The sequence below is a fragment of the Hoylesella loescheii DSM 19665 = JCM 12249 = ATCC 15930 genome, from assembly GCF_000378085.1.
GTDB lineage: Bacteria > Bacteroidota > Bacteroidia > Bacteroidales > Bacteroidaceae > Prevotella > Prevotella loescheii.
The window spans coordinates 1-14,709 of sequence record NZ_KB899211.1 but is presented as its reverse complement, the minus strand read 5'-3'; the positions used below and the strand labels follow the sequence as shown (position 1 = coordinate 14,709).

The 14,709-nt window shown below is 43.8% G+C and carries 11 protein-coding genes; all 11 read left to right on the top strand.

Annotated features, from left to right (window positions below; all coding sequences use genetic code 11):
• Window positions 1-211: 211 nt before the first annotated feature.
• A complete protein-coding gene (locus tag F453_RS0102420) occupies window positions 212-742 on the top strand; it encodes an adenine phosphoribosyltransferase (RefSeq protein WP_009236960.1) in 531 nt (176 codons plus the stop codon).
• 668 nt (window positions 743-1,410) lie between these two features.
• Entirely contained in the window at window positions 1,411-3,261 is a 1,851-nt protein-coding gene (gene uvrC / locus F453_RS0102410) for an excinuclease ABC subunit UvrC (RefSeq protein ID WP_018966568.1), read from the top strand.
• Between the two features lie 1,470 nt (window positions 3,262-4,731).
• Complete coding sequence (locus F453_RS0102400) at window positions 4,732-6,471, top strand: erythromycin esterase family protein (protein ID WP_018966566.1); 1,740 nt, start codon at window positions 4,732-4,734, stop codon at window positions 6,469-6,471.
• Window positions 6,472-7,337: 866 nt separating this feature from the next.
• Entirely contained in the window at window positions 7,338-8,570 is a 1,233-nt protein-coding gene (locus F453_RS0102395) for a hypothetical protein (RefSeq protein ID WP_018966565.1), read from the top strand.
• A 4-nt stretch (window positions 8,571-8,574) separates the two neighbouring features.
• On the top strand, window positions 8,575-8,763 hold the full coding sequence (locus F453_RS15600) for a hypothetical protein (RefSeq protein WP_148295817.1): 189 nt from the start codon (window positions 8,575-8,577) through the stop codon (window positions 8,761-8,763).
• A gap of 275 nt (window positions 8,764-9,038) precedes the next feature.
• Window positions 9,039-9,488, top strand: coding sequence for a D-aminoacyl-tRNA deacylase (dtd, locus tag F453_RS0102385; protein ID WP_018966563.1), 450 nt, complete (start codon window positions 9,039-9,041; stop codon window positions 9,486-9,488).
• A gap of 132 nt (window positions 9,489-9,620) precedes the next feature.
• Entirely contained in the window at window positions 9,621-9,944 is a 324-nt protein-coding gene (locus F453_RS0102380) for a nucleotide pyrophosphohydrolase (RefSeq protein WP_025790001.1), read from the top strand.
• Between the two features lie 8 nt (window positions 9,945-9,952).
• Entirely contained in the window at window positions 9,953-10,882 is a 930-nt protein-coding gene (deoC, locus tag F453_RS0102375; RefSeq protein ID WP_018966561.1) for a deoxyribose-phosphate aldolase, read from the top strand.
• 228 nt (window positions 10,883-11,110) lie between these two features.
• Window positions 11,111-12,496: a GDSL-type esterase/lipase family protein gene (locus F453_RS0102370; protein ID WP_018966560.1), complete on the top strand. Its 1,386-nt coding sequence runs from the start codon at window positions 11,111-11,113 to the stop codon at window positions 12,494-12,496.
• Window positions 12,493-14,052 carry an MBOAT family O-acyltransferase gene (locus tag F453_RS0102365; protein ID WP_018966559.1) on the top strand — a complete coding sequence of 520 codons (1,560 nt, stop codon included), beginning with the start codon at window positions 12,493-12,495 and terminating at the stop codon, window positions 14,050-14,052. The genes F453_RS0102370 and F453_RS0102365 overlap by 4 nt, the downstream gene beginning before the upstream one ends.
• Window positions 14,053-14,453: 401 nt before the next feature.
• Window positions 14,454-14,709 (top strand): hypothetical protein (locus tag F453_RS14000; RefSeq protein ID WP_018966558.1); only part of this gene is annotated, 256 nt, incomplete at its 3' end.

Sequence of the window (14,709 nt, the reverse complement as noted above, 5' to 3'; positions counted from 1 at the left end):
CGCCCCACATCTAGACGGATGCAAAAGGCAACGGGACGAAGGCAGGAAAGCAAGCCTACACGCTCGCCTTACAGACAAATGAGCGCGCAGCTAGGCCCAAAATAGAGAATTGAAAGAGAAATAAAAGCGTGGGGACATAAAGCTTTACTCGAACGCAAGCGTGTTCCACGTGAAACAAAAACTATAAGAACAGAAACATAACTTACTGTAAATGAATAACAAACTGTTGATGGACAATCTGCGTTGTATACCAGATTGGCCGAAGAAAGGGGTGAATTTCCGCGATGTAACCACGTTGTTTAAGAACCCTGAATGCATTAAAGTGATCACGGACGAGATGTGCGAGATCTACAAGGACAAAGGAATTACGAAGATTGTAGGCATCGAATCGCGCGGGTTCGTTATGTCCTCGGCTGTAGCTATTAGGCTCGGGGCTGGCATTGTGTTATGCAGGAAGCCCGGAAAGCTACCTTGCGAGACCGTGCAAGAAAGCTATAATAAGGAGTATGGCACCGATACGATAGAGATTCACAAAGATTCTATCACCGAAGACGACGTTGTTCTGCTTCACGACGACCTGCTTGCAACAGGCGGAACAATGAAAGCCGCTTGCGATTTGGTGAAGAAATTCAATCCCAAAAAGATTTACGCCAACTTCATTATCGAACTAGTGAACGAAGATCTTAACGGTAGGGCTGCCTTCGATAAGGACATTGAGATATCAACGCTTATACAAGTATAAGGCTCACACAGGCAAAACAAACCGCATTAAACGGCTACGCGCGACAAACGAATAGCCTTAACGCAAATACAACGAGAACACCTTAACCTCTCCATACGCAACCAATGCGTGGAGAAAACAAGATAAGGTGCTCTCGTTTTTTATTCCGACAGAGACACATCGACGGCTAACAATTGACGCTAAGAATATAAACCGGAATGAAAATGTAGGGTTTGACAGGGATAGGGAAACGACCAAAACGAGTGCCATTGCAGGGAACTGGTACACACAAAGAGAGCAACTAGAAGGGCAGGGAAGAAGAATTGGAGCCACAAAAATCGGCAAGAGCTATATGGCCTAGCATCAACAAGAGTGCCTAGACACAAAAACGAAGCGCTCGAAAAGAAGAAAACCAAAGACAACAATAGACCAACAGCGAGACAACATATCCGATTAAGCATTCATGACTTCTTGCAAAATATGGACGTACATTATTCCACTTCATCTCTGCGACACATAAACCCAAACGGGAACAATCAGTCTTGCAATGAGCCTAAGAAAAACAATGGCCCCACCCCAACGAAGAAGGAGGTGTGGAGGAGTTACAAGATCGGGCACAAACAAAACGCCTATGTTTCACGTGAAACGGCAAAACACGTAAACACCTTTAAACAAAGGGATTTCGAACGATGACAAAAGAAGAAAACGAAAAACGCCTGGCGCACTTGAAAAGCATCGTACTGAGCCTGCCAGAGAAACCTGGCAGCTATCAGTTCTACGATGAACAGCACACAATTATATATGTGGGCAAGGCCAAGAGCTTAAAAAGTAGAGTCTCTTCTTACTTCCATAAGGAGGTAGATAGATTTAAAACGAAGGTTTTGGTTAGCAAAATCTTCGACATATCGTATACTGTTGTCAACACGGAAGAGGATGCCCTGCTGCTCGAAAACAGTCTTATCAAGAAGTATAATCCACGTTATAACGTGCTATTAAAAGATGGTAAGACCTACCCTAGCATTTGTGTGACCAACGAACTGTACCCCCGCATATTCAAAACACGTACCATCAACAAACGACTTGGCACCTATTATGGACCTTATAGTCATGTTCCTACGATGGTGGCACTACTCGAATTGATTGGCAAAATATACAAACCGCGCACTTGTCGCTTCCCAATCACACGCGAGGGCATAGAGATGGGCAAGTATAAAACCTGTCTAGAATACCACATACACAACTGCGATGCGCCATGCGTAGGCAAACAATCTTGGGAAGACTATCAAGAGAACATCCGTCAAGCACGTGAAATACTAAAAGGAAACACACGCGAGGTGCGTAAGATGCTATACGATGAGATGCTAAAGAAGGCTGAAGAGCTGAAATTTGAAGAGGCAGAGGCCTTAAAAAAGCGATATATTCTGCTCGATAACTACTGTGCCAAGAGCGAAGTTGTTAGTTTTAGCATCGCCGATGTTGATGTATTTACCATCACAGACGATGAATTTAACCGCACGGCATTCATCAATTACCTCCATGTAAAGAACGGAACGGTTAACCAAAGCTTCACTTTCGAGTACAAAAGGAAACTAGATGAGACCAACCAAGACATTCTAGCATCGGCCATACCCGAAATACGCGAGCGATTTGACAGCAAAGCGAAGGAAATTATCGTGCCTTTCGAGATGGAATGGACCATGCGCGAGGCTGTGTTTATCGTTCCACGAAGGGGTGATAAACGCCGTTTGCTGGAGCTTTCTGAGATGAATGGCAAGCAATATAAGTTCGACAGACTGAAGCAAAGTGAAAAGCTAAACCCCGAACAAAAGTCCGTCAGACTGATGAAGGAACTGCAAACGAAGCTACAAATGCCACGTATGCCCTACCAAATAGAGTGTTTTGACAACTCTAACATATCAGGAACAGACGCCGTTGCAGGATGTGTGGTGTTCAAAGCGATGAAACCAAGCAAGAAGGATTATCGTAAATACAACATCAAAACGGTAGAAGGCCCTGACGATTATGCCTCTATGCAAGAGGTTGTAAGGCGTCGTTACACTCGCATGATTGAAGAAGGAACTACCCTACCCGACCTTATTATCACCGATGGAGGTAAGGGACAAATGAGCGTTGTACGTGATGTTGTGGTAGGCGAACTACACCTCGACATACCCATTACAGGCTTAGCCAAAGACGACAGACACCGAACCAACGAACTGCTCTATGGTTGGCCACCACAGGTAGTTGGTTTAGACGTAAAAAGCGAGCTATTCCACGTGCTCACGCGCATACAAGATGAGGTGCATCGCTATGCCATCAGCTTCCACAGAGACAAGCGCAGCAAGCACGCCTTGCATTCCGAACTGGACGATATCAAAGGTATTGGGCCCAAAACTAAAGCCACTTTGTTGAAAGAATTGAAGTCGGTGAAGCAGATAAAAGAGGCCTCACTCGATGTACTTGCAGCGCATATAGGCAACGCAAAGGCACAAATCGTGTTCAACCATTGGCACGAACAAAAGCCATCAGCAGCAACATAACACAACCACATCAAGGTATAAATGGCAGCTGTTGCTAACTAACAAACCGCCTAAGCCTGCAACGAATTCCAGCATATACAGAATCTAAAAGTACATCTAACGAGTGCGCACCATCCAATATTTTCGTAATTCTCTGGCTATCATCTAATTAAGATGGTCTATTTTATATCTGAATGGTGGCTAGAAAAGTTCCATCGCATACCAACAAGACATAAAGCACACCAGCAAAGTTCGCATATATAGCTGTAAATCAATATGTTACAAACAATAACATATTAAAGATAGAGCTTAAGACAGCAAGATTGTAGCACATACGATTTAGGTGAAAGCAGATCGGTAGATAAAAAAGAAGGTAGCATTGAGCTAACATTATTCAGCTCTAACGTAATGTTAACAAACACAAAATAATGATTAAACAGAACTCATAAAACATCAACCCAACACCTCGAGTCGTTTTTTTGAATGTCATCCGCCCAAAAACGGTACACCAAAAGATGAACTTTTGACATAAAAACCATAGTAAAAGATGATAAAATGAGCGCATTAGAGAAAATAATAAATGTATATTAAAACGCATCTTATTAATAATCAAGCACTTATAAACTAACAAAATACGGCGATTTTCCCCACCAAATGGGCAGGCGATGGCAAATAAGCGATTCTCCAGGTTAACAGATGTTATCGCAAGAAAACTATTTGTGAAATTCTGTTTACAAACGGATTGGTGATGATAATTATGAAATGAAGATAGACAAGAGTCGATAGAGAGCTGAAAAAAGAAAGTTGAGCAAAAACCAACAACACTGAAATACGGATATTGAGTTCTGAAAATAAAATCAAACAAAATTCAGTTTGAGTACACCAAAACAATCAACACATGATACCAAAAATTAAACTGCAAGCATTTTTATCGATTAACGTATCCCTCACCCTTGCTCTCATTAACAACACGACTAGAAAATTACTGAACAAGAAAATAGACATTGAGAAACAAGAAGCTAAGTAATGCAGATGCGTTTAGCAACAACGGCAGTGGTATTTGCTAAGATGTACATCCATTCCACATCATCTGGAAGCGCGTTCCAGATGATATGGAACACTGTTCCGGATAAGAAGTAACATGATTCCAGATAAGTAGAATGAATTAAGGAATTGATTAAGCTAAGACAAAAGAGCAAGAAGCAACAGGCTGAAAAATGATAAGATACAGTGCTACAGGATGAAAAAGAAGCAGCTGAGTTCAGCAAGAAGGGAGGAAAGGACTAAAAAAAGCAAACAACTACAATACAAAGAGGCGAGGAGCGTTAATTAAGTTAAGGGATATTTTGTCGTCGCCAACCCGAACAGCAATCGATGATTGGAGAGCGAGGGTGAATTCATAGGAACCACATAGCAAAAAGCCCAACATAGAGAGTTTACAAAAGACAATGCAAAAGCATAACGACAATTACATATTTTAGAGGCATGAGAATGAAAATATACGCAACACTGATCACTATACTTTGTATATTTTTAGGCGAAGAAGAAGCTAACGCCCAAAACAAAACATTTGGGTATCGGTGGAACATGCACACAACGGATTATTTCCAAAGAGTAGAAGTAGACTCAACAGAAAATACCCCCTCGGCAACATTATGGGTGAGAGATGAAGAAAAAGGGAAAATAGGAACATTAATACCTGTATATCAATTGAATAACGGTAATACAGAAATAACAGCCAGCATCAAATATAAAACGTTGAACTGCCAAAGGGCATACATAACCCTAAACAGCATCGGCGATTGCGAACAAATTATAAAGAGCGACACCATCGAACTTCCTCTATCAGAAGCATGGAAAGAAGTAAGCAAAAAAGTAAAAATAAAAGATGCGCTTTTGCTTAACGTTTTTATAGAGGGTATTGGCAGCGAACTTGCATTTAACAATATACGCGTTAGCGTCTTTAAATTGGAGGCTAATGGAGTACTATTAAAGAACGAAACAGCACCCAAAAAGGACAATACACCTCTGAGAAAAAGCGATGTGATACCACTTAATGGCGTAGATTTTAGCAAGATACCCAGCATGAACAGTCGCATCATGGCCATCGGTGAAACCGTTCATGGCAGCAAAACGTTGGGCCGCTTGGCGTTCGACATCATCAAAGAGCGCATCATCAAGCAAGGTTGCGATCTAGTTCTGCACGAGTATCCCCTAGAATATTCGTTCTATGTAAACCGATATGTTAAGAACGACCCTCGCTTTAACCTCAAAGACATCGAGCGTTATATGGAAGGCAGTCTGTCGTCGGAGCACACGATAGACTTCATCAAATGGCTTCGAGCCTACAACTCCACGCACAACAACCGCGTATCTTTGTGGGGCATGGATATGGAGAGCTTAGACGTTGCTAGTAGCGTAGATCTCTCCGAGTTTGTGAAAACTCTCTGCCTAAATAGAGAAACACCCGAAACAGACTCGATAGTTAAGCGTCTACTGAACTGGGAGACGCTGAAAGAAGATACCCTACAACTGACGAAAGCAGACGGTGCAGTGGGTAAATGGCTCACCGCCGACGAGCGACAAATACTGGAATTTTGCCTAAAACTAAACCACGAAAACACTGAAACCTACGAACGACTTACAAATAGGGATGAAACGATGGCAAAAACAGCCACCAAGCTGATAGAACTTCTCGCCAGTAAGAACGCAAAAGCAACCATATATGGCCACTTCTTACATCTCAATTACCTTGTAGCAAGCGACATGAAGGAGCTTAACAATTACAGTATGGGCCATCGCATGAAGTCGAAATATAAAGACAACTATCAGGCTATAGCCCTCTGCACCTACTCGGGGAAGACACTTAACTCCATAACCGACAAGAATATTGGCGCTGCACAACTTGTAACCGCACCCAAAGGCAGTATAGAACACACCTTGCAAAGCATGGGGCATAACATTGCCTACTTTCCCATGGCGCGCCTAAACTGCACAGATGTGTTTACGATGCGAGTGTTAGGCAACAACAACGACTCAACCCAATTTTTCTATTTCACACCCAAAGCGCGCATAGATGGCATTCTTTTCGTATCGCTTTCACAACCAGTCGAGAAGAGCCAAGAAGTGCTTAACCGATATCTTAACTATGTAGAAGACACAGTAAGGCGGTATATGGAGAACAAGATAGAAAAGGCTAAAAAGCTGGGGAAGAAAATGAAGGAAGAATGAAAATGTAAAAACGTTTCACGTGAAAACAACATGTACTAAGCGAGTGTGTTGAGAAAGATGTTGCAAATGGCATTAATGGGGCTATGAGAAAGCTTAAATAAATAAGGTGCGCAATAACGTCGACATACCGCTTAGCCTCAACACAAACAAAATAAACACATCCTAAAGGTCTTCAAGGAGGTTATTAAATATGGAGAAAGCGCAACATTGAACAGCACTTGTGCCTGAAGTCGCATCTAGGTGACAATAAAATAACAAACAACTTAACACCATAACAACTCCCAATGATATTAGCAGGTGAAGGATTGTGGAAAGCAAATACTTTATAGAGTTCGTAAATTTTACGCCATTTCGTGATTAAAAGCAACTCTCAACAGCCAATATTATGGCAAGGGTTGATGTACTAACTACCATCTGGAGTGTGAAACTTCAGCGCTATCTACATACTAACCCAAATCAAAAAAGAAAGATATTAGCCCTGGTTCACGTTTAAATGGAAAAGCAATAGTCGATTAGAAGCATATTAAACAGAAAGCTAAATAAAAGACCTTTCTCTGATAGTATGGGGGTTATAACCAAAAAGAAACATTAGACTTACATCATTCTTTACACAAAAAACAGCGAAATCACGTTAAAAATATTTGCATAATCCGAAAATATTTGCGAACTTTGCAAAATATTATTACAAACGCGTAATTTTTATAAAAACACAGAATAGACATTCTGTTTTGAATATGGGTATAGCGCCAGTACCTTAAAACATAACTATACAGAACGCCATACACGCCCGGTTGCCCTGTAAACGAATAAAAGAAACGTAAAAGCAACTATTATTAAGTCAAATCCACAAATATAAACAAGATGATATGAAGAAGATTTTACTATTAATCTTTTGTGTTTTTGCACAACTATTGGCTAAAGCACAATCAAGCAATTATGATTTCACCGCGATAAACGATGATGGGGAAACTTTGTATTACAAAATAACAGATGAAGCTAACAGAGAAGTCACCTTAGGACAAAATGATTCGTATAATGCGTATAACAATCTTACCAAATTAGTTATTCCAGCCAAAGTAAAAAACACCAAGGACCACGATAAAGAATACACGGTTGTAGGCATTGGACATGCATTTAATACAAATGAGATTCCTAAACTGACAGAGCTAATCTTTCCCAATACATTAAAGCGTTTTGATTGGCAACCATTCCTGAGATTGGCAAATGTAAAGAAGCTTACCATACCAGCGAGTGTAACCCATTATGATGGCCTTGTATTTCAAGGGTTAAACAGTTTGGAAGAGTTAGAATTTCTTTCACCCACACCCGGCATCTTAGAATCTTATTGGACAGTTTTTAATCAGGATTTATCCAAGTTCTCTATTTACATCCCAACTGATTGTTCTACTGCATACAAATCTGATCCAAAATGGGTGGCAGATATGAGAGGAAACACTATCCCATACTTAGAACGTATCACAATAGGCACAAATGGTTATACAAGTCTTTACCTAGAAAACGAGAACTTCGAAGTACCAGCAGGCTGCACGGCGTATATCATTAAAGGTTCGCAACGCGGAACAGAAACTTATCCCAAGGCTGTTGTAGAAGTATTTGGCCCTGGGAAAATCTTACCTAAGCAAACTGCTTTTATCCTCGAAAACGCTAATGAAAAGGGAAAGACTATCACCTATCGGGCTCATGTGTCAGGTATAGAAGTAGACGTCACAGGCAATTTACTAGTGGGCAGTGCCACAGAGAGAGAGTTCAGCGGAGCTGGATACAAATATTATATCTTCAGTAACGGTAGTTTGGGACAAGGTTTTTATCATCAAGGCACACGTAAAGGCGAGTCGATGAAGGTAAAAGCCCACCGCGCAGGTCTACGACTCCCAACATCTTTCAGCGCTCCAGCCAAACCTTTCTTCTTCGACTTTGAAGCAGCAAAGAAAGACTATACAACAGGTATTCGAGAAACTCACACCTCTCAGCCCACCAAAGATAAAGCCAACATTATCTACGACTTGCAGGGCCGCCGCATAGACCAACCAACACGAGGTATTTACATTATGAATGGTAAGAAGTTTATTAAGAAGTAAAAATATGTCAGCTATCAACATGGAGGCAAAGCAAAGATACACTACGCCCAACATCAAGGTTATCAACATGATAACAGACGATAATATCGCCCAATTTGTTATTACTTCTAAATCCGTACCCGAAAATTCGGGCGATGCAAAAGGCGGATACTTCTACGAAGAAGAGGAAGAAGAGATATATCCCAACAACTAAGATAACCCTATATTTTAATCCCTCCCTTTTCGTTATCTCCCTTACAAACTTGTTGTAGAGAAGATAACAAAAAGGGAGGGATTTGTTTTTACCCGATACGAGAAATAAACTCTCGGGAAAGTGCAAACCCCAACTTGGGAAGTCAAGATAACCATTTTGCAAAGTTGTTTTTATCTACTTTGAAAGCCTTATCCTATATCTAACTCAGGCTAATTTATTTTGTCGTTTGCTCGATTTTGGCTAATTTTGCACTACTCCAAATAAAACAACGAACAATGCGGATAGTTATCCAACGCGTAAAGCGCGCCTCGGTGAGCATCGAAGGACGTGTAGAAAGCGCCATTGAAAAAGGAATGATGCTGCTGTTGGGCGTGGGATACGACGACACCGATGCCGATATAGACTGGCTGGTGAAAAAAACCGTGAACCTGCGCATCTTTGATGACAGCGAGGGAGTTATGAATCTCTCCGTAAAAGACGTAGCAGGCAGCATCCTTGTGGTAAGTCAGTTCACCCTGATGGCTTCGTGCAAGAAAGGCAATCGCCCATCTTACATACACGCGGCAAGCCCCGACGTGTCTGTTCCGCTTTACGAACGGTTCTGCAAACGTCTGTCCGAGGCCCTCGAAAAACCTGTTGCCACGGGTGTTTTCGGTGCCGACATGCAGGTGGAACTTGTTAACGACGGCCCCGTTACCATCGTGATTGACAGCAAAGACAAATAATTTTTGCCCAAGAAAATAAGCAACAAGACGGCCATCAGACAGAAACGACTACCGCGCTAAGCCACGCGCGAACCTCACACACATCATATGCAAGAGCAAAAAGACAACAATAACGCATCTCAACGCGAACCGCTGACACTAAGCGGGGCGCAAAAGCTGGTGGACCAATGGGTAAAAACATACGGCGTGCGCTATTTCTCCGAACTAACAAACATGGCTATTCTCACCGAAGAAGTGGGCGAACTGGCGCGCCAAATGGCACGTACCTACGGCGACCAAAGCTTCAAACAAGGCGAGACACCCAATCTGGGCGACGAGATGGCTGATGTTTTATGGGTGCTTCTTTGCCTTGCCAACCAAACGGGAATTGATCTCGAAGAAGAGCTAAGACGAAATTTCGAGAAAAAAACAAGTCGCGACAAGACCCGACACATAAACAACGAAAAACTGAAATAATAAGCAATATGGATGAACATCATCACCAACACGAGCACCATCATCATCATGATGAGGTGACTAAGTACGAAAAAATGCTGCAACAATACAACACCGAACTAGACGATGCACAGGTTCAGCAGGCAGTTAAGACCATTATCGCCGAGAAAACACTAGCCAACGACACGCCCGAAGTGAAAAAATTCCTCTTCGGAAGCATCGAACTAACCACGCTGAGCACAACCGACTCGGACACCAGCGTGATGGCTTTCGTAGACCGCGTTAACCGTTTCGATAGCGCTTATCCACAGTTGCCCCACGTGGCAGCCGTGTGCGTATATCCCTGCTTTGCCGAAGTGGCCAGCGAAACGCTAGAAGTGGAAGGCGTAGAAGTAACCTGCGTGTCGGGTAGTTTCCCCTCATCGCAAGCCGTTATCGAAGTGAAAGTGGCCGAAACGGCACTGGCATTGCGCGACGGAGCAACAGAAATAGACATCGTTATGCCTGTGGGCAAGTTCCTTTCGGGCAACTACGAAGAACTGTGCGACGACATTGCCGAACTGAAACAAGTGTGTGGCGACAAGGCCATGAAGGTTATTCTCGAAACGGGCGACCTCAAAACGGCATCCAACATCAAGAAAGCCTCTCTGCTAGCCATGTATGCTGGGGCCGACTACATCAAGACTTCAACAGGTAAAGAGAAAATATCGGCCACGCCCGAAGCGGCCTACGTGATGTGCCAAGCCATCAAAGAGTATTACGAAAAGACTGGCATACAGATTGGATTTAAGCCCGCCGGTGGCATCAACACCGTGATGGACGCCATCATCTACTACACCATCGTGAAAGAGGTGTTGGGCGAAAAGTGGCTCACCAACAAGTGGCTACGCCTTGGTACAAGTAGATTGGCCAACCTGCTGCTAAGCGAAATAAACGGCGAAGAAACAAAGTTCTTCTAAAAGCACATGCTAAAAGCTCCAAGCTACCCCTATAATGCGACATTAGAGAGGAGTTTTGCTATGTCTTTCTAGTTTTATTTGAGTAGTTTTCGCTTACCCATTTAGCGGTATAGTGCACGCTATACCCCTTAAAGAAGTAAGTAAAACCTACTCAAATAAGATAAAAAAACATAGAAGGAATTTTTAGAACCTCCCTAAAAGGACACCTAACAACAACAGTTTAAACAGATGAACCCACCCGCAAGAACATTCACTCTCGTGGCCACAGCTGTGACCGCGCTCTTGCTTATGCACCAATTGCCAACGCTTTCGATAGGCGGAACACAACTGCGCAACGTGAACATACTGAGCCAAGTGTTGCCCGAGGGCGACGGAAAAGAAGTTGACGTGCTGCCAAAGACCCCACCCCACCCCATCATGGTACAAACCAAGAAGGGTGCCGCATTACATTTTAAGGAGGTGTGGACAAAGGGCGTTGAACCAATCTTCGACTATTCGAGTGGCGCAGCTGGCGGAATGGATCACTTTTACAGTCAACTAGCCCAGGTTAATCAACTCGATCGCCCCGTACGTATCGCTTATTTCGGCGACTCGTACATAGAAGGCGACATCCTTACAGCCGACCTTCGCGAGCTGTTTCAAAGAACTTGGGGCGGATGTGGTGTAGGATGGGTCGACACGGGTTCGCGAATGCAGCAGAACCGCATATCCATTAGGCAACAATATAGTGGCATTACCGAGTACGCAGTAGCCAAAAAGCCGTTCGATATTTCAAAGCAAGGCATCAACGAACGCTATTTTGCACCGCGCGAAGGTTCGTGGATAAAGGTGAGTGGCACCAAAACCTACGCCCATACACAAAATTGGACCGTCTCTACGCTGTATTTCCACACGCCCACAACCGTTAGCATCAAGACCAACGACGGTAAAGGCAAAATCACCGACCATAAGTTTACGGGCTCTACGGCCGTGCAGAAGCTTGAAGTGAAAGACTCGCTCAACAGCATTGGCTTTGCTTTCAAGGGCGTAGGGGCTGGTACATTCCTCTACGGACTTACCCTCGACGGCGACAAAGGCGTAACGCTCGACAACTTCTCAATGCGTGGTTCACCCGGACTAACATTGGCCAAGATACCCACACACCGACTACAAGACTTCAGTAGACTGCGTCCCTACGACCTCATTGTGCTGCATTTCGGCCTCAATGTCGCTGTTCCTGGCAATCCACTCAGTGTAATGAAAGGCTACACCACGAAAATGAAGAAGGTGATAGAACTGATGCGACAGACCTTCCCACAAGCTTCGATACTGGTGGTGAGTGTTCCCGACCGCGACCAACGTTCTCCCAACGGTATACAAACTATGAAAGAGGTGAAGCAACTCGTAGCTCTGCAACAGCAAATGGCAGCCGATATGAAGGTGGCTTTCCTCAATTTCTTCGAAGCTATGGGTGGAGAAGGCAGCGTTAAGACACTGGTTGAACGCAGTTATGCCAATAAAGACTACACCCACCTTAACTACAAGGGTGGAAAAGAACTAGCCAGGAAGATGTTCCCTTCGTTTAAAGAGGGGTACAAAAACTATGTTAGACGCAAAGCAATTGAAAAGAAATGATTAAACAACTGTCCGAATTCGTTGAAAAAGTGTCGTACGTTGCCGACCAAATAGGCGAATTCACCAAGCAACACGCCGCAGAGATACACCGTGTTACCGACCTCCTGACTTACAATCCCAATGAGCCACTCATCTTTTCGACGGGTCTTTTCCTCATGCTTTTCTTGGGGTTCACCTTCGTCTACATGTGTCTGCAACGCCGGCTAACAGTTCGGTTGCTCTTCGTAACGGCCTTCTCGTATTACTTCTACTACAAAAGTAGCGGCCTATACTTCTTTTTGCTCGCCCTTGTAACCGTGAGCGACTTCCTCTTAGCCAACCTCATACACCGCTATCGCGAGCGTCGGGGGCTGGGAAAGTTCTTCGTTACATTGAGCATCATCATCGACTTGGGCTTGCTGGGCTATTTTAAGTACACCAATTTCTTCGTTGGAATGGTGCAGCGTATGTTAGAACACAACTTCCAACCATGGGATATATTCCTGCCAGTGGGCATTAGTTTCTTCACGTTCCAAAGCCTTAGCTACACCATCGACGTGTATCGGGGTCATCTAAAACCCCTACCCTCACTGCTCGACTATGCCTTTTACGTGTCGTTCTTCCCTCAATTGGTGGCCGGTCCTATTGTTCGGGCCAGCGACTTTGCACCGCAGATACGCCAACCGCTAACCATCACGCGCGACATGTTTGCTCGCGGGCTCTTCTTTATCCTTATCGGACTGTTCAAGAAGGCCGTAATTAGCGATTATATAAGCCTCAACTTCGTAGACCGCATTTTCGATAACCCAGGCCTTTACAGTGGTTTGGAAAACCTCTTAGGCATCTACGGCTACGCCATGCAGATATACTGCGACTTCTCTGGCTATTCAGACATGGCCATTGGTATAGCCTTGCTATTGGGTTTCCACTTCCCCTTGAACTTCAACGCACCCTACGCCGCCACCAACATCAGCGACTTTTGGCGACGTTGGCACATCTCCCTGTCAACCTGGATACGCGATTACATCTATATTTCATTGGGTGGCAACCGCAAAGGCAAGATTCGTCAGTTCTTCAACCTTATCATCACCATGCTGCTTGGTGGTCTTTGGCATGGTGCAAGCCTCAACTTCATCATCTGGGGAGGCATGCACGGCGTTGCATTGGCTGTGCATAAGGTGTTCTCGCAAGGACTGCTTCGACATAAGCGCGACTATGTTAGCCGAGGCATTCGCCGTCCATTTGCCATCTTCATCACGTTCCATTTCGTGTGCTTCACATGGTTATTCTTCCGCAACTTGTCGTTCGATACTAGCAAGATGATGCTTAGCCGCATCTTCACAGACTTCCGCCCCGACCTGTTTATTCCTGTTTTGCAGGGTTACAAGTATGTATTGGCCCTAATGCTTTTCGGCTTTATTACCCATTACATACCCAATCGTTGGCAAGAAGGCATCATTGCAGGTATCAAACGCTGTAATGTAGCGGTGTGCGCACTATTTCTCGTCATCGTTATCTACATCGTTATACAGGTAAAAAGTAGTGCCATACAACCCTTTATCTACTTCCAGTTCTAGGCGGATAGATAGCTTTTATGGCCTATTGCCCTTGCAACGTGGCATGATAAAAATAGGTTGGCTACCACATGCCGATACAACATGCACCATCACAAACTGCATAACAATGCGTTTTAATTCGTTCTATGCGCCTATAACGATGCTTCACGCCCATCTTTAGGCTAAGCCAATATAAATCGCTTACACGCAAGAAAAAGGGCTAAAACATAACATTTACATACCAAAAGGAGGTGAAACCAACCGCAATGGCTGTTTCACCTCCTTTTTCATTATGGCCAAATCTGCTTCGGATAACACGTTAATCTCGCGTATTTATCGAGAAAATAGTGAACACATATCAAGCGTTTGTAGTGTACTAAATAAGTTGATACTTTACCTCAAACAAAAAAAAGTAAAAAAACATGGTAAAGTACAATGAAACGGAGAAAATTCTGTTATTAAGTAAGTACATCACGAGCGGTATGGATGCCCGCAGCTTTGCGTTAAGTTGCGGTGTGCCCTATACCACATTCCTCAATTTTTGTCGGGAGTATGGCAATCCCGACTTGTCCTCAATACAGGAGCTGATGAAGAAAGAGAATATTCCCACCACAGTGGAGGAGCTTCAGGCCTTGCTTGCCAAAGAGCGCAAGGCACACGTCGAGGAGCTCAAGCGGC

Excerpts from the sequence above, each read along its gene's own strand:
- F453_RS0102420 (WP_009236960.1), top strand. The coding sequence starts at position 212 with ATGAATAACAAACTGTTGATGGACAATCTGCGTTGTATACCAGATTGG.
- uvrC (WP_018966568.1), top strand. The coding sequence starts at position 1,411 with ATGACAAAAGAAGAAAACGAAAAACGCCTGGCGCACTTGAAAAGCATC.
- F453_RS0102400 (WP_018966566.1), top strand. The coding sequence starts at position 4,732 with ATGAAAATATACGCAACACTGATCACTATACTTTGTATATTTTTAGGC.
- F453_RS0102395 (WP_018966565.1), top strand. The coding sequence starts at position 7,338 with ATGAAGAAGATTTTACTATTAATCTTTTGTGTTTTTGCACAACTATTG.
- F453_RS15600 (WP_148295817.1), top strand. The coding sequence starts at position 8,575 with ATGTCAGCTATCAACATGGAGGCAAAGCAAAGATACACTACGCCCAAC.
- dtd (WP_018966563.1), top strand. The coding sequence starts at position 9,039 with ATGCGGATAGTTATCCAACGCGTAAAGCGCGCCTCGGTGAGCATCGAA.
- deoC (WP_018966561.1), top strand. The coding sequence starts at position 9,953 with ATGGATGAACATCATCACCAACACGAGCACCATCATCATCATGATGAG.
- F453_RS0102370 (WP_018966560.1), top strand. The coding sequence starts at position 11,111 with ATGAACCCACCCGCAAGAACATTCACTCTCGTGGCCACAGCTGTGACC.
- F453_RS0102365 (WP_018966559.1), top strand. The coding sequence starts at position 12,493 with ATGATTAAACAACTGTCCGAATTCGTTGAAAAAGTGTCGTACGTTGCC.